The organism is Streptomyces sp. NPDC029159 (assembly GCF_055564055.1).
Genome location: NZ_JBVHWT010000001.1, coordinates 768,828 through 783,111 on the forward strand (window position 1 = coordinate 768,828; position 14,284 = coordinate 783,111).

A 14,284-nucleotide genomic window follows, 5' to 3' on the forward strand; every position below is an offset into this window, starting at 1 on the left:
CTGAGGGCTGCCCGGCCGCGGTAGGGGCACGTTCAGGAAGGCTTCCTGTTGGTTCGCGGCGGTGTGCCGTGGGACGGATCTTCAGGGAGGCTTCCTGTTGGTTCGCGGAGGCGTGCCGCGGGACGGACTTTCAGGAAGGCTTCCTGTTGGTTCGTTGGTTGGCCGCGGCAAGGCCGAGCGACCGCTGCATCAGTACAGTGTCGAGCCAGCGGCCGTGCTTGTATCCGACGGCGGTCAGCCGGCCCATGTCGGTGAAGCCGAAACGGCGGTGCAGCGCAAGGGAGGCATCGGTGCCGGCGTCGGCGATGACGGCGATCATCTGGCGTACGTGGGTCCGCGCGCAGGCGGCCAGCAGGGCGTCCATGAGGGAGCCGCCGAGACCCTGGCCCGTGCGGTCCGGGGCGAGGTAGATCGAGTTCTCGACGGTGTGCCGGTAGGCCGGCTTGGGGCGCCAAGGAGCTGCGTAGGCATAGCCAACGACTTCATCGGACACTTCGGCGACCAGGAACGGCAGACCTTGGGAGCTGAGGTCGTCGAGCCGCCGGTGCCAGACGGCCACCGGTGGCGGGGTCTCCTCGAAGGTGATCACGGTGTGGCGGACATAGTGCGTGAAGATGCCGGCCACGGCGTTCAGGTCGGCCGGGACTGCCGGACGGATCACTGGCGCCGTGGCTGTCACGGCGGAGAGTGTAGGGCCGAACTCGGCTACCTCTTCCTGCCGGAGGTGTGGGGATGCGGGTACGCCACCGAGGCGTGCACGGCGGTCCTCGACTGGTTCACCGGCGTGCTCCCGGGGGAACCCGTGGTGCTCGCCACCCAGACCGCCAACGCCGGCTCGATGCGCCTCGCGGCGAAGCTGGGGTTCGTCGAGGCGGAACGCTTCCCGGCCTACGGCGCGGAGCAGTGGTTCGGCGTGTGGTCTCCGGTCGTGCCGTCCGCTTGAGCTTGGTGGGGCTGCGCGGGACGTCACCCCGTAGGGGGTGCTTCCGGCCCGTGCCTCGCGCGCATCCAAGTCCCTTACGGGTCCTGGAAGTTGACGGCCGATGCCCTTGACGGCCAGGGGCATCGGCCATCGGCCATCGGCCCCCTACGGATCACGGGCTCGTTCTGATCGTCTTCATCGTCAGATGGGATTCCAGGCGGCGGACGGCGGGCAGGCCGCTGAGGCGGTCGGACAGGAAGGCTTCGTAGGCGGCGTGGTCGGCGACGGCGACGCGGATGAAGTAGTCCGGGCGGCCGTACATCCGGCGGAATTCCACGACCTCTTCGAAGGACGCCACGGTGGACTCGAATTCCTCGAAACTCTTGCGGTCCTGCGCGTAGATCTCGACGTCGATCAGGACCTCCAGGCCGCGTCCCACGGTCTCCGGGTCGATGACGGCGCGGTATCCGCTGATGACGCCGGACTCCTCCAGACGTTTGACCCGTCGCAGGCAGGGCGGTGCGGTCAGCCCGATGCGTTTGGCCAGCTCAACGTTTGTGAGCCGCCCGTCGTGGCGCAGTTGAAAGATAATTTCGCGGTCGATCGCATCGAGTGGTACTTCCTTGCTCATATCCTGAGAATACAGGGTTGATCGGCAATCATATGAGGGGGAAGTTTTCCTAAAATTGCGCCATGGAAATACCCCTTGCCGCCACCGAGGCGCCACCTCGGCCTGCGCCCGTACCACCGCCCCCGAAAACCTCCCAGGCGCGCGCGGCGTTCAAGGATTCGGCGGGCGCCGGCCTGGCGTTCATCCCGCTCGGCCTCGCCTACGGGGCGCTCGTGACGCAGTCGGGTCTGGACTGGTGGTGGGCGGGGCTGTCCGCGCTGGTCGCCTTCGGCGGCTCGTTCGAGTTCCTGCTGATCGGCCTGGTCACGGCCTGTACCCCGCTCGCCTCCATCGCGGTCTCCGCGTTCATGGTGAACGTCCGGCACGTCTTCTACGCGCTCTCCTTCCCGCTGCACCGCGTGACCGGCCGCCTCGGGAAGACGTACAGCACCTTCGCGCTGTGCGACGAGGCGTTCGCGCTGACCTCGGGGGAGCAGGCCCGCTCCTGGCCCGGCGGGCGCATCCTGTGGCTGCAGTTCTCGCTGCACCTGTATTGGGCGGCAAGTTCGGTGGCCGGGGCGCTGCTCGGTTCGCTCATCCCGGAGGGCGTCACCGGTCTGGACTTCGCCCTCACCGCGATGTTCACCGTCCTCGCGCTGGACGCGGTCCGGGACCTGCGCGGCGACCTGCCCACGCCCGTGATCGCCCTGCTCAGCGCGGTGGTAGCCCGGCTCCTCTTCCCGGACGAGATGCTGCCGGTCGCGTTCGCGCTGTTCACCGCGGCCCTCCTGGCCCGCCACTTCGCCACCGGGAGGAAGACCGGCCATGCCTGATACGCGCTACGCCATCGCCGCGGTCCTCGTCACCGCGGCCGTCACCTGGGGCCTGCGGGCGCTGCCTTTCGCGGCCCTCACCCCGCTGCGCACCAGTGGCACGGTCCGTTTCCTCAGCACCCGTATGCCGGCCGGCGTCATGCTGATCCTCCTGGTGTACTGCCTGCGCGACGTACCCGTCACCCACACCCGCGCCCTGGCCCCGCTGACCGCACTCGCCGTCACCGTCGGCCTGCACCTGTGGCGCCGCAACGCCCTGCTGAGCATCCTCGCCGGCACCGCGGTCCATACGCTTCTGGCCAGTCTGGTCTTCACGGGCTGAGGCCCGGCCGGACGGCCACCGGGGAGCCGCCCCCTACGGGCCCCGCGTCACCCCTCCCCGTCCACCGGGAAGTCCGCCCCGACCGTCAACGTGACCTCCCCCGGTATCGCGTCCGCCGCTTCCCGGGGCGTGAGGTGGCCGGGGAGGCGGGCGGCCAGGACCTCGGCCCGGTCGCGTAGGCCGGCCGGGTAGGTGAGGGAGGTCGGGCCCGGTGCGGGGGCGTTGCCGGTGGTGGTGACGGTGAAGCCGAGGGTGCGCAGGTCGGCGGCGGTGGTGGCGGCGCGGCCGGGGGCGCCGGTGCCGTTGAGGACGCGGACGCGGACGGAGGCGGCGGTGACGGGGTGGGCGGCGGCCGCGGTCAGCCGCCGTTCGGCGGCGGCGTCGATCTCCCGGTCGTGCGCCAGATCGCGGAAGACGTCGCCGGCCTGCGGGTACTGCCAGACGACGTTGGCATGGTCGGTGGGGACGTCCGCCTCGCGCGGATAGTTCGGCACGGTGAGGAACGTGAGCCGGTCGGCGGGGATGTCCTTGAGCGTGGCGGCGAGGTCGTAGAGGGGTTTGATGCCGGCCAGATCGCGGTCGGTGGTGAGGGACCTGGTGGCGGAGTCGAGGAAGTCGTAGAGCGAGCCGGGGCTGGTCAGCTGGGCGCGGGCCTTGGTGCCGAGCGCCTTCAGGAACTCCTGCTGACGGCCGATGCGGCCGAGGTCGGAGCCGTCACCGACGCTGTAACGGGTGCGGACGTAGCCGAGCGCCTGCTCATCGCGAATGTTCTGGCAGCCTGCCTGAAGGTTGAGGTGGGCCTTGACGTCGTGGATGGCGTGCCGGGGGCAGACCTCTATGCCGCCCAGGGCGTTGACCATCCCCTTGAAGCCCTGGAAGTCGAGCGACGCGAAGTGGTCGATGCGCAGCCCGGTGGCGGTCTCGACCGTCTTGATCGTGCAGCTGGCGGCCTTGCCGATGTCGCCGCCGTCCCCGCCGATCGAGAACGCCTCGTTGATCTTGAAGTGGTGCGGTGCGGACCGGCTGCCGTTGCCGCGTACGCAGGAGGGGATGCGCACCCAGGAGTCGCGAGGGAAGGACAGGGCGGTCGCCCAGTGCCGGTCGGCGGAGAGGTGGAGCACCATCAGCGTGTCCGACTGCATGGTGGTCAGGCCCTTGCCGTACCCGGCGTTGGCGCCCGCGCGGCTGTCGGAGCCGACCACGAGGATGTTCTTGGAGCCGGGGCTGAGGTTGGCGGGCCGGTCGCCGAGCCCGTCGTCGATGTCGGCGCCGCGGATGTTGGCGTCCAGATGCTGGTAGATCCAGGCGCCCGCGCCGGTGGTGCCCAGCAGCACCGCGGCGAGGACGGCTCCGGCCCAGACGACGACGCGGCCGCGGCGGGTCATCCGGAGCTTCCCGGGCGGCGCGGCCGGGCGGCCCGGGGCGCCCGCGGCGACGGCCGCCGGACGGGGGCGGGCCCCGGGAGCGGGACGGCGCGCGGCCGCCGCTTCACGCCGGGGGGCGGGGACGCCGCGGGGGCCGGCGCCGGGCGGGGCGTCACGGCGCGCGGCGCCTGGCCGGAGGGGCCCGCCGCCCCGGGAACTCTGCCTGTCGTGCACGCCGTTGGCCCCTCTCGCTCTGCGGATGCTACGTCGGGGAACGCGGTACCGGGAGCCGTCACGGACGACGCGGACGGCGGCGGGAGGGCCGGATACGGCGGCCGGGCCGGGCCGGGCGGCGGGCCCGGCGCGGTGGGGGCGGGCGTGACGGGGCGGACCGGCGCGGGCGCGCGGCCCGGACGTACCCCTGCGGCTGTCGGGAGCAGCGGCGCGCGGGGGGCGCGCGGAGCAGGGCGCGCACGCCCCGGGTGCGGGGGCGCTCCCCGGTGCCGGTGGGTCAGATTCCGGAGCTGGGGAGCAGGTGGATGGTGTCCGGGTCGTACCGGAACCACCGGGGCGGCGGGCCGCCGGGCGTGGTGCGCATCCGGCACCACTGGGCGCCGTCCTCGTCCGTCCACCATGCGGTGATCCGGCCCACCGCCCAGTGTCCGTCCGGGAAGTGGACCTCGACGGGCTGGTAAACCCATCGCACCTCCGCGTCCGGTGGCGGGCAGTCCCAGCCCGGGAGTGTGCACCTCGTCGCCATCTCCCCCTCCGAAAACACCCGTTACGGCCGTGTGGAGGGCCAGCGTACCGGCAATATCTACAGTGTTGTAGAACTTCCCGGGAGCTGTGACGGAGCGCTTCCGCCGGACCCGCCGCGCCGGGGCGGGCCGAGCGGGGCCCCGGAGCCGTCCACAGGGCGATGGGTCCATCTCTGACCTGCGGCTTCCGTGGCGAGGGGGCGATCCGCCCGGCGCAGGAAGGTGCGGGCGCCGCGGAGCGTGGTGCGCACCGTGCGCTGCGTCCGCGTGCTGTCCAGGCGGACGTCCAGCGGCCCCGGGGGGCCGGTGTCGGTGCGGCGGCCGGCCGGGAGCGCGGCGGCGTCCAGCGCGTCGCGTTCGGCGATCAGGACCCCGAGCGCGTGACGGCTGACGGCGTCCGGCCCGGCGAGATGGCACACGCCCGCGCGGTCGGATGCGGCCAGTTCGAGGAGGGCGCCGGCGAGGTCGGCGACATGGACGGGGCACCGGATGTCATCGGTGAACAGCACGCCGCCGCGCCGCCCGGTGGCCAGATCGTGGACGAAGCGCTCGTGCGCGGAGTCGCCGTCGCCGATGATCAGCGAGGTGCGGGCGACGAGGGCGGACGGAACGAACAGCCGGATCGCCGTCTCGGCCGCGGCCTTCGCCGCCCCGTAGGGGGTGACCGGATCCGGCAGGGCCGACTCGTCGTAGTGGACGTCGGCGCCGGAGAAGACGGCGTCACTGGAGACGTGCACCAGCCGGGCGCCGTACCGCGTGGCCGCCCGCGCCAGATGGATCGCACCGTCGGCCGTGATTGCCCGGTCGCCTTGGCGGTACGCCGCGTTGAGGACGGCGTCCGGCCGGACTTCGCCGAGCACCCGGGTGATCTCCTCGCCGCGGCGGAGGTCCATGGGCAGCCACCGGACGCCGGGGAGGTCACCGGCGCGGGTCGCGAAGGTCGCCGTCACGGTGTGTCCGGCTGCCCGCGCCTGCCGGACCGCCTCGCGTCCCAGGAAGCCGCTGCCGCCCACGATCAGAAGGTCCATGACCGGCCACGGTAGGGCCTGGAGACCGGCTCCCCTATGGAGAGGCCGGAAAAGCGGCCCCCCAGGGACGGGACCCCGCGCTCACAGCGGTGTCGCGGCCTTGAGGATGAGGACGAGGGCGATCGTGGAGTTCAGGGAGGCGAGGGCCGAGGTGGCGGTGCCGGCGGCGGCGACCAGGGTGGCGAGGCCGGTCGGGGTCAGGGCGTGCGGCCAGCTGCCGGTCGGCGGTACGGGCGCGAGCAGCGCCGCCACCCGGCGCGGCACCGGACCGGTCTCCGCGGCGGCGAAGTGCGCCAGCTCCGGATAGGGGGCGCCCGCCCGCCCCACGAGCGCCGCCTTACCGACCGCGTGCGCCGTCACCCGGCGGTCGCCGACGGCGCGGGCGGCCTCCTCGTCGGCCCACCGCTCCGTGGCGTACGCCGCCGCCGAACGCAACGGCAACAGCAGCGGATTGAGGCACCCGGCCAGCCGTACGGCCAGCAGATAGCGGTGGTGGTGGCAGTCCAGATGGGCCCGTTCGTGCGCGAACAGGGCCCGCCGCTCGGCGCCGTCCAGGCTGTCCAGCATCCCCTGCGACACCACGACCCGCCCGGAGCGCGCGGCCCGCCCCGGGCGCCCCGGGGTGCCCGGCACGGCGTACGCATACGGTGTCGCGTCCGGGAGGACCGCCGGGTCGTGGCCCGGGGGCAGCGCGGCGAGCGCGTCGTGGGCGCGCGCCCGGATGCGGCGGTGGCGGCGCAGCGCCCCGACGCACGCCACGCCCGCGGCGGCCAGCGCGGCGATCGCGGCGGTCCCGGCGATCTCCGCCAGGGGCACCGCGGCGCGTACCTCCGGGTCGGACCAGCCGTCCGGCAGCGGGTTGCCGGGCAGTTGCGCGGTCCCGACGACCATCAGCAGGCCCAGGCAGAGCGTGCTGCACACGGCGAGGACGGTGGACAGCAGGGTCAGCAGGCGGGTCGAGGCGCGGGGGTGGAGGTGCTGGCCGGCGAGTTTGGCGATCGGCAGCGCGGTGAGCGGCAGGACCAGGGGGAGGAAGACGAAGAACCCCACGGGTCAGTCCCCGTCGGGCGCCGGGCCACCGTGGGCGGCGCCGTCCAGCAGGGCGCGCAGCACCTGTTCGTCATGGGCGGACAGCGCCGAGACGAAGCTGGTCAGGACGGCGTCCCGGTCCGGTTCGCCGTCCAGGACCCGGCGCATCCGCAGCGCCGCGAGCCCGGCTTCGTCGGCGGCGGGCGTCCAGAGGTAGGCGCGGCCGGACCGCTCCCGGGTGACGGCCTTCTTGGCGTGCAACCGGGACAGGATGGTCATCACCGTCGTGTAGGCGAGGTCGCCGCCGAGTCGTTCCTGCACCCAGGCGGCGGAGACCGGTTCCGGCGCGTGGTGCAGCGCGGTCAGGACCTGCGCCTCCAACTCGCCCTGGCCGCGGCGGCGGGCGCGTTCCGGGCCGCCCGCGCGGTAACCGCCGGGGGCGCCGGCGGAACCGCCGGATCCGCTGTGTCCGGAGGGCGCGCCGAGCGCTCTTCCGAAGGATTTCCCGCCCATGCCGTCGCCTCCCGCCGTGCCGGGCGTCCCGGGGCCGGGACGTCGGGGCATCTTACGACCGCGGCCGCGGCCCGTACCGCGCGGCCGGATTCCCCCGCCGGTCCCGGAGGACAGGCCCCGGGGCGTGCCGCAGGGGATGCCCCGTAGGGGACGGGCCGTGGGGGAGAGCCCGTACGGGACGGCGTCGCCGGGCCGCGCCAACTTCTACAGTCCTGTAGATTTTAACTCCGTGCGCCGCATCTGTCCTGTCCGCCGACCCGGGCGCCGGCGGTGCGGCGCCGTGCCCACCTCATAGCCCTCATAGCTCTGAAACCCGATACGCCGGTCCGTGCGCGGCGCCCCGCGCACACCGGGCGCCGATGCGTCCGGCCCGTGCGCGCACCGGCACATCACCTGGAGGTACACCATGGGAGTCTCGCTGGCCAAGGGCGGCAACGTCTCGCTGTCGAAGGAGGCGCCCGGCCTGAGCGCGGTCACCGTCGGCCTCGGCTGGGACGTGCGGACGACGACGGGAGCCGACTACGACCTGGACGCGAGCGCCCTGCTCTGCACCGAGGCGGGCAAGGTCGTCTCGGACCGCCACTTCGTCTTCTACAACAACCTGACCAGCCCCGACGGTTCGGTCCAGCACACCGGCGACAACCTCACCGGTGAGGGCGAGGGTGACGACGAGTCGATCAACATCAACCTCACCGAGGTCCCCGGCGAGGTCGCGAAGATCGTCTTCCCGGTCTCCATCCACGAGGCGGAGAGCCGCGGCCAGAGCTTCGGCCAGGTCCGCAACGCCTTCATCCGCGTCATCAACCGCCTCGACGGCGCCGAGCTGGCCCGCTACGACCTGAGCGAGGACGCCTCCACCGAGACCGCCATGGTCTTCGGCGAGCTGTACCGGCACGGCGGCGAGTGGAAGTTCCGCGCCGTGGGCCAGGGCTACGCCTCCGGTCTCGCCGGCATCGCCGCCGACTTCGGCGTGAACGTGTGACCCACCGCCGAGCCGTCTGACCGCAGCGCCGGTCGCCACGCCGCCCGGCCCCGTACGGGGAGTTCCGTACGGGACCGGGCGGTCGTGCGTGCGGCCGCCGTGTGCATGGCGGTGCCCGTAGGGGCGGGTCTGTACGGGAGATGCCGTACGGACCCGCCCCTACGGGCTTCCCCGGCCGGGCGTTCCCTTACGGGTCCGGCCGCGGGGTGTCAGAGGTCGAACTCGCCCGGGTTGATGTCCAGTGCGAAGCACGCCTCGCGGACCACGGCCTGCTCGGTCTTGTCGAAGTCGCCGTCCGCGCCGCCGATGACGATGCCGATCTGGATCACCGCACGCGCCTCGACCGGCTTCTTCTTCACCTTGCCGATCTCCTGCATCACGGCGACCTTGCCGAAGTCGAAGTCGGCGGTCAGCTTGTCGAGGTAGCCGTCGAAGCGACGCTGGAGGTCGTCCGCCGCGAAGTTCTGCAGCACCTCGTTGGTGCCGATCAGCTGTGCCACCCGGCGCCGCTCGGACGGGTCGATCGTGCCGTCGGCGGCCGCCACCAGCGCGCACATCGCCATGCTGGCGTCCCGGAAGGCGCCGCTCTTGAGGTCGTTCTTCTTGGCGACGAGCTGGTTCTGCATCGTCTGGGCGGAATCCTTGATCCGGTCCCACAGTGCCATCGGGATCTCCTGGTCGTCCTCGTCCGTTGTTCCGTGTGCCGGCGCCGCACGGCCGTGCCGGACGGACGGTGCGACCCGCGCCGCGGGCACGTCACGTCCGGCCGACCGACAGCCGGTTTGGTCATGCGTAGGTAAAATCTACAGGTATGTAGAGGTTTGTGGAGGGGCAGGGTCCGACGAGATCGTTTCCGGGTGGCCGGGGAGCCCGGGGCGTTCGCCGTGCGCCGCCGCCCGCCGGTCCGCCCGTCCGTCACCGTCTCGCCCGCACCGGCCCTCGCTCCGGACATTCCGCCCATTGTTGGGCAAGTTGGGGTTACGGTGGAGTGACCGGGGACCGCCCGCCGGAACGAGGCCCGTGTGCGGCTCCGCCGAGGTCCCCGGGGCCCCGTGCCGGAAGGCCCGGACCGTGAGGCCCGAGTGAGGTGAGCACGATGCAGATCGCGTTGACCGTGATCGTTCTGCTGGCACTGATCGCCCTGGGCGTACTGTTCCTCGCCCGGGTCAACGCCCAGCAGGCGGGCCGGATGGCGACGCACAAGTACGCGACGCTGCAACCCTCCTTCCGCCTCCGGATGCGCCGATGGCCGCACGGCGGCGGCAGCCGCCCCGGCCCGCACGCCGCCGGGCCCCCGCCGCCGACCCCCGGCGAACGGGGCGACGGCCGACCCACCGGATCCTGACCGCGGCACCTTCCGCACCACCCCCGGATCCTGGCCCATGTCGCCGACCCCACCCCGCCGCGCCCTGCTCCACGGCTGCCGCCACGAACGACGGCTCCCGCCCGGGGCGCCCGCCCGGTCACCTACGGGCGCACCCCCGACGGGCTTTCCCGTACGGCACCTCCCCGACAGGCTTTCCCGTACGGCACTTCCCGTACGGGCCGTCCCCTGCGGGCCTCCCCGCGCAGCACTTCCCGTACGGGCCTCCCCCTACGGCCGTCCCCCTACGGCATCTCCCCCAGGGCCGTTCCCCTACGGCTCCGCCCCGTACGGGATCCGGTCGGGCAGCCCTGCACCCCTGACCCACCCGCACCGGGCCACCCGGCCCTGGAGCACACCATGAACCCCACCGCCACCGGAGCCACCACCGGAATCACCGGATACACCGGGATCACCGCCACCGCCCGTCGGCAGCCGCACCACGCGCCGCCGCCCGTCGCCCGGCTCGCCATCGCGCCCGCGACCGGCGTCGCCCGCCGTACCGACGGCGTCTGGTGGCCGCGCACGGCCGACCTGGAGGCCGAACTCCCCGAACTGCTCCCGGCGTTGCCCTTCGACTGGCCCCGCATCACCCACGCCACCGTGAACGGTGCGCTCTGGACGCCGCTGCCCACCCTCACCCTCGTCGCCGGCCACGTCATCCGCCTGCGCCGCCTCCCCGACCGCCCGGGCCCGCCCAGCCTCTGCCTGGTCGCCGCCGGACTCGGCCGCTGGGACCTGCGCGTGCTGCCGCCCCGCACCGCGGAGGCCGACGCCGTACGCATCCTGGCGGGTGTCGCCACCGGCGCGTTCCCTGCTGATGCGCCCGTACCGGAGGAGGGCCCGGCGCCCCGCCGCCCGGAGCGCTCGCGGGCGGCCCGGCCAGGCCATCCCCACGCGGTCCGCAACCGCTGACGGCCGCCGCGGCCCGGTCCCCCATGGGGCGTCGGGCGGCCGGGTACTGCGGTCGAGTGGTGTTCGTCCGAAGAACGGCGCCGCGCGTGCGTCGGTCCTCCGATCCTCCCATTGCGTACTCATCATGAGAAAGCACCACAGAACCGGCGGAACAGAAGCGGTGGCCCGCCACCGTTTTCCGGCCCGGGACTGCGGTGCACCACGTACCGAACCGAGGTTCCGGCGGCCGACCGCCGGTACGCGAAGGAAAGCGAGGGACCATGGCTGCGACCAAGGTCGTGAAGTTCTGGGCGGTGTGCCTTGCCGTGCTCGGCAAGCTGCTGGCGATGTTCCGCTACGCCGCCCCGGGTGCGGCCGCCTGCCGCCGGGCCGCCCGGTACGGCGACTCCCTGTACGGCGCCACCCCGTACACCCGGGCGCTGCGCACCACCGCGTACGTCCCGGTCGCCCCGTACACACCGGCCCCCCGCGCAGTCCTCGGCGCACCGCGCACCGCGGCCACCGCACCACCGGTACCGGTGGCGGCGGGCGATCCCGGCCCCGCACCCGGCGCCCCCACGCCCCCCGCGGCACGGACGGCCACCACCACGCGCCCGCCCCGGGCATCGGCTCCCGCACCGGCCACCGCACCCGCCGCCGTCACCCCCGCCGCCCGCCGCGCACCCGAGGACCACTTCCCCGAGCGGCCACCGGCCCCCCGCAACCGGCTGCGGACCGCGGGCCCGCTCCTCCCCTCGCCCCGTATCGCCGGCGCCCACGTACCGGAGATGCGTCTCTACGGCGGCCCCCAATTGCCGCCCACCATCAAGCAGCGGATCCGCGCCGAGGCCCACGGTTCCTCACCCACCACCCGCAGCCGGCTCGCCACCGGGACCGAACCCTCGCGCACCGTCCCGGCGGACGATCCACACGCCGACCCGGCGGACGAGCGGTCCGCGGCCATCGTCCCGGCGGCCCGCAGTCGCGAACACACCGCCTGTACGACGTGACCGGGGGCCCGACGCCGCCGGGGTGAACAGCCCCGGACCCACGCCACATGCGCGGCGCTCCCGAGCGCCGCGCGGCAGCGTGCCCGGCCGCTCCGGTCCAGGCCACGGCAGTGACAGAACAGATGCGGTGACAGTGAAGAGATGAGACGGCAGGGAGCCGGTATGGCGCGGCGACGGAAACGGATGACGCGTCGGACACCGCACCCTGCCGCTGACGACGCGACCGGCACGCGAACCCGTACGGGCCGGTCAGGGGAGAAGTAGGGGAAAAGGCGGGGGCGTTCGGCGCGTGAGGTGACCGCGCCGGGGGATGAGGGGCAGGGGCCGTACGTCGTGTCTCCGCGTACGGCCAGGGGGTTGAGGGGAAATCAGGCGAGGGTCTGGCCGCGCCGGAACATGAGCGCGCCGCCTGACCGCCTGCTGTGACGTCGGTGGCCCGGATCGGTTCCGCATCTCGCGGCGGCGCTCGCACGGCGCCCGTCCACCCGCTCGCAGCCGCAGGACATCCGCTTCTGCGCCCGCACTCGTACGACATCGGCTCCCGCGCCCGTACGACGCCGGATCGCAGCCACGCTCACCCCGCGCTCGCCGCCGTACGTGCCCCTTCCGGGCCGCTGTCCTCACGCAGGGTCCCTGCCACTTTCCGGCACGCAGGATCCCGTACGCGCTCGTGCCGCGCCCGCCTCTACACCCGGCGCCGGGACGCCGCCACCCGGCCTTCGCCACCAGGCCGGGCACGACCACCCGTCATGACGGGGAGGGGGAAGGAAAACAAGCCAACTAGCAGGCACAGAAGAGAAGTTGAGAATTTCTGACGGTCATTGCTCCGATGCGGGGTGTGCGCTCCCCGCGGTGCCCGGCGGAGCGTCTCCGAGGCTTCCGCAACAGCAGCCAGCCGGGTGAAACACGCGCATTTCAGGCTCAGCAGACGTGCCGAAAAGCATATTGCCCGGTTTCTTGGGTCGTGCCCACGGCCGTGGCGGACCTCGCGTCACGGCGTCGCCGGAGCATGGAGGAAACCGTCATGTCGTCAGCGTTTGCCAAACGGTCCGTCGGAACCATCCTGTACATGCTGGTCGTTGTCCTGAGCGCACTCGGCCTCGGCGGCCAGAGCGCCACCGCGGCAGCGGTCCCCACCGCCCCGGCCGGACCGGTCGTCCCGGCGGGCACCGACTGGGACCGCATCGCCCACTGCGAGAGCAGCGGCAACTGGCACATCAACACCGGCAACGGCTACCACGGCGGCCTCCAGATCGCCCCCTCCACCTGGCGGGCCTACGGCGGCAAGAAGTACGCCCCGCGCCCCGACCTCGCCACGAAGTCCCAGCAGATCGCCGTCGGGGAACGCATCCGCGCCGACCGCGGCCTCCAGCCCTGGCCCGTCTGCGGCCGGTTCGGTGCCACCGGCCCGTCCGACGGCGTCAGCAGCGCCACCCCGGAACGCCCGGCCACCAGGCCCGCACCGGCACCGCAGGCCCAGCGCCACCCGCACCACCACGTCCAGCGCCAGCACGTCCAGCGCCAGCACGGCACCACCGCCCACCGTCAGCAGAGCGCCCTGACCGGCAGCAGCTACGTCGTCCAGCCCGGCGACTGCCTCTCCGTCATCGCCCAGCGCGCCCACACCCCCGGTGGCACCCAGAAGCTGTACGAACTCAACCGCCACACGCTCGACGAAGGCCCCGACCACATCTACCCGGGCCAGCACCTGAAGCTGCGCGCATGAGCCGGGGAGAGGTGACCGGGGCCGTGGGGACCGCTCTGGAGCCGGGGACCGAGAAGCTCGGTGCCGGTAACCGGGGCGTGGATTCCGCCGAAGTCATCGGGACCCTGGAATCAGTGACTGCCGACCGGGTTGACGAAGGTACCGGGGTGGGTGGCAGCGGACTGGTCCAGGATCGAGCCGCCGAAGGGCCACTCCAGCTTGAAGGGCTTGGTCTCGTTCGGCGGGGTGATCGTCACCATGCCGGGGGTGACCTTCCTGTCGCCCGAGTCGGTGCTGGGCAGCAGCGCGAAGGTGAAGCTGGTGTGCGCACCGGGCTTGAGGGTGACCGCCTGGGCCGCCTGGTTGGAGCGGCGCAGGTCCCAGGTCTGGCCCTCGGTGCCGGTGATGCTGACACCCGGGAAGCCCTTGATGGTGCAGGTCGAGCTGCCGGTGTTCTTCAGCCAGACCGCCGTGATCTGCTGCTCGGAGCTCTCCATGTCGGGCCTGCCGCCACCGTCGGCGCCCCAGCCGGCCTCAAGACCGTCGGTGTGGCAGCGCTCCGTACCGTTCGAGGCGCGCGAGCCGGACTGGGCGTCCTGGCCCCGGCCCGCGGCGGACGGCGCGCCCTCGTCACCGGACTGGCGGGCCTCGGCCCCGTTCGCCTGGCCCGACGAGTCCCCGTCGGCGGCCTTCGCGGGGGTCGAGTCCGCTGCGGCGGCCGACGACGCCTTGTCCGAGCCGCCCTCCTGGCAGGCGGTCAGGCTGAGCGCGGCGGCGGCGACCAGGGTGGCGGCGGCGGTCCTGCGGACCAGACGGAGCGTGGCGGTGCGCGACATGGGGTCCCCCTCGTGGGTTCGGCGGGTGCGGTCCGTTGCTTCGTTCCGCACACACCACATTGCTGCCGCCCACTGGTGATCGACTAACAGCACGCTAACGTCCCGGAACCGCCCG

15 protein-coding genes and 2 pseudogenes are annotated in these 14,284 nt (G+C 73.2%); 8 read left to right on the plus strand and 9 right to left on the minus strand.

The annotated features are described in order from the left end of the window. Positions 1 to 130: 130 nt before the first annotated feature. The gene (locus ACZ4U4_RS03445; protein WP_467868755.1) at positions 131 to 679 is read right to left on the minus strand and encodes a GNAT family N-acetyltransferase; all 549 of its coding nucleotides are present in this window, start codon (positions 677 to 679) and stop codon (positions 131 to 133) included. Between the two features lie 15 nt (positions 680 to 694). On the opposite strand from ACZ4U4_RS03445, the pseudogene ACZ4U4_RS03450 reads away from it, so the two are divergent. Beyond that, positions 695 to 943: pseudogene (locus ACZ4U4_RS03450) on the plus strand (GNAT family N-acetyltransferase); the annotation flags it as partial. A gap of 151 nt (positions 944 to 1,094) precedes the next feature. On the opposite strand, the gene ACZ4U4_RS03455 reads toward ACZ4U4_RS03450, so the two are convergent. Then, complete coding sequence (locus ACZ4U4_RS03455) at positions 1,095 to 1,553, minus strand: Lrp/AsnC family transcriptional regulator (RefSeq protein WP_467868756.1); 459 nt, start codon at positions 1,551 to 1,553, stop codon at positions 1,095 to 1,097. Positions 1,554 to 1,615: 62 nt separating this feature from the next. Here ACZ4U4_RS03455 and ACZ4U4_RS03460 point away from each other — a divergent pair, with 62 nt between their 5' ends. Both ACZ4U4_RS03460 and ACZ4U4_RS03465 read left to right on the plus strand, forming a co-directional pair. After that, entirely contained in the window at positions 1,616 to 2,365 is a 750-nt protein-coding gene (locus tag ACZ4U4_RS03460; protein WP_467868757.1) for an AzlC family ABC transporter permease, read from the plus strand. After that, positions 2,358 to 2,687 carry a branched-chain amino acid transporter permease gene (locus ACZ4U4_RS03465; RefSeq protein WP_467868758.1) on the plus strand — a complete coding sequence of 110 codons (330 nt, stop codon included), beginning with the start codon at positions 2,358 to 2,360 and terminating at the stop codon, positions 2,685 to 2,687. The genes ACZ4U4_RS03460 and ACZ4U4_RS03465 overlap by 8 nt, the downstream gene beginning before the upstream one ends. 47 nt (positions 2,688 to 2,734) lie before the next feature. Here the strand turns inward: ACZ4U4_RS03465 and ACZ4U4_RS03470 are convergent, their stop codons facing one another. From ACZ4U4_RS03470 to ACZ4U4_RS03490, 5 genes and pseudogenes are all read right to left on the minus strand, one after another. After that, entirely contained in the window at positions 2,735 to 4,072 is a 1,338-nt protein-coding gene (locus ACZ4U4_RS03470) for an LCP family protein (protein ID WP_467868759.1), read from the minus strand. A 490-nt stretch (positions 4,073 to 4,562) separates the two neighbouring features. Then, positions 4,563 to 4,757, minus strand: a complete 195-nt coding sequence (locus tag ACZ4U4_RS03475; RefSeq protein ID WP_467868760.1) for a hypothetical protein — start codon at positions 4,755 to 4,757, stop codon at positions 4,563 to 4,565. A gap of 264 nt (positions 4,758 to 5,021) precedes the next feature. Further along, a pseudogene (locus ACZ4U4_RS03480) lies at positions 5,022 to 5,837 on the minus strand (SDR family oxidoreductase); the annotation flags it as partial. An 81-nt stretch (positions 5,838 to 5,918) separates the two neighbouring features. Next, positions 5,919 to 6,887 (minus strand): M56 family metallopeptidase, encoded by a 969-nt coding sequence (locus tag ACZ4U4_RS03485; protein WP_467868761.1) that lies wholly within the window; start codon positions 6,885 to 6,887, stop codon positions 5,919 to 5,921. Positions 6,888 to 6,890: 3 nt separating this feature from the next. Then, complete coding sequence (locus ACZ4U4_RS03490; protein ID WP_467868762.1) at positions 6,891 to 7,379, minus strand: BlaI/MecI/CopY family transcriptional regulator; 489 nt, start codon at positions 7,377 to 7,379, stop codon at positions 6,891 to 6,893. Positions 7,380 to 7,785: 406 nt separating this feature from the next. On the opposite strand from ACZ4U4_RS03490, the gene ACZ4U4_RS03495 reads away from it, so the two are divergent. Next, positions 7,786 to 8,361: a TerD family protein gene (locus ACZ4U4_RS03495; protein WP_467868763.1), complete on the plus strand. Its 576-nt coding sequence runs from the start codon at positions 7,786 to 7,788 to the stop codon at positions 8,359 to 8,361. A gap of 209 nt (positions 8,362 to 8,570) precedes the next feature. Here the strand turns inward: ACZ4U4_RS03495 and ACZ4U4_RS03500 are convergent, their stop codons facing one another. Continuing rightward, entirely contained in the window at positions 8,571 to 9,026 is a 456-nt protein-coding gene (locus ACZ4U4_RS03500; protein ID WP_391647157.1) for a tellurite resistance TerB family protein, read from the minus strand. A gap of 431 nt (positions 9,027 to 9,457) precedes the next feature. Between ACZ4U4_RS03500 and ACZ4U4_RS03505 the strand changes: the two genes are divergently transcribed. From ACZ4U4_RS03505 to ACZ4U4_RS03520, 4 genes are all read left to right on the plus strand, one after another. Then, complete coding sequence (locus tag ACZ4U4_RS03505; RefSeq protein ID WP_467868764.1) at positions 9,458 to 9,706, plus strand: hypothetical protein; 249 nt, start codon at positions 9,458 to 9,460, stop codon at positions 9,704 to 9,706. A 378-nt stretch (positions 9,707 to 10,084) separates the two neighbouring features. Then, positions 10,085 to 10,639, plus strand: a complete 555-nt coding sequence (locus ACZ4U4_RS03510; RefSeq protein WP_467868765.1) for a DUF5994 family protein — start codon at positions 10,085 to 10,087, stop codon at positions 10,637 to 10,639. Positions 10,640 to 10,899: 260 nt separating this feature from the next. Then, a complete protein-coding gene (locus ACZ4U4_RS03515) occupies positions 10,900 to 11,628 on the plus strand; it encodes a DUF6344 domain-containing protein (RefSeq protein WP_467868766.1) in 729 nt (242 codons plus the stop codon). 1,069 nt (positions 11,629 to 12,697) lie between these two features. Continuing rightward, on the plus strand, positions 12,698 to 13,354 hold the full coding sequence (locus ACZ4U4_RS03520; RefSeq protein WP_467868767.1) for a transglycosylase family protein: 657 nt from the start codon (positions 12,698 to 12,700) through the stop codon (positions 13,352 to 13,354). 110 nt (positions 13,355 to 13,464) lie between these two features. On the opposite strand, the gene ACZ4U4_RS03525 is transcribed toward ACZ4U4_RS03520, so the two are convergent. Beyond that, positions 13,465 to 14,169, minus strand: a complete 705-nt coding sequence (locus ACZ4U4_RS03525) for a DUF4232 domain-containing protein (protein ID WP_467868768.1) — start codon at positions 14,167 to 14,169, stop codon at positions 13,465 to 13,467. Positions 14,170 to 14,284: the final 115 nt, after the last annotated feature.

Bases quoted from the DNA above. Each gene is read 5' to 3' on its own strand.
- ACZ4U4_RS03455 (WP_467868756.1), bottom strand. From the start codon at position 1,553: ATGAGCAAGGAAGTACCACTCGATGCGATCGACCGCGAAATTATCTTT.
- ACZ4U4_RS03460 (WP_467868757.1), top strand. From the start codon at position 1,616: ATGGAAATACCCCTTGCCGCCACCGAGGCGCCACCTCGGCCTGCGCCC.
- ACZ4U4_RS03465 (WP_467868758.1), top strand. From the start codon at position 2,358: ATGCCTGATACGCGCTACGCCATCGCCGCGGTCCTCGTCACCGCGGCC.
- ACZ4U4_RS03470 (WP_467868759.1), bottom strand. From the start codon at position 4,072: ATGACCCGCCGCGGCCGCGTCGTCGTCTGGGCCGGAGCCGTCCTCGCC.
- ACZ4U4_RS03490 (WP_467868762.1), bottom strand. From the start codon at position 7,379: ATGGGCGGGAAATCCTTCGGAAGAGCGCTCGGCGCGCCCTCCGGACAC.
- ACZ4U4_RS03495 (WP_467868763.1), top strand. From the start codon at position 7,786: ATGGGAGTCTCGCTGGCCAAGGGCGGCAACGTCTCGCTGTCGAAGGAG.
- ACZ4U4_RS03500 (WP_391647157.1), bottom strand. From the start codon at position 9,026: ATGGCACTGTGGGACCGGATCAAGGATTCCGCCCAGACGATGCAGAAC.
- ACZ4U4_RS03505 (WP_467868764.1), top strand. From the start codon at position 9,458: ATGCAGATCGCGTTGACCGTGATCGTTCTGCTGGCACTGATCGCCCTG.
- ACZ4U4_RS03510 (WP_467868765.1), top strand. From the start codon at position 10,085: ATGAACCCCACCGCCACCGGAGCCACCACCGGAATCACCGGATACACC.
- ACZ4U4_RS03515 (WP_467868766.1), top strand. From the start codon at position 10,900: ATGGCTGCGACCAAGGTCGTGAAGTTCTGGGCGGTGTGCCTTGCCGTG.
- ACZ4U4_RS03520 (WP_467868767.1), top strand. From the start codon at position 12,698: ATGCTGGTCGTTGTCCTGAGCGCACTCGGCCTCGGCGGCCAGAGCGCC.
- ACZ4U4_RS03525 (WP_467868768.1), bottom strand. From the start codon at position 14,169: ATGTCGCGCACCGCCACGCTCCGTCTGGTCCGCAGGACCGCCGCCGCC.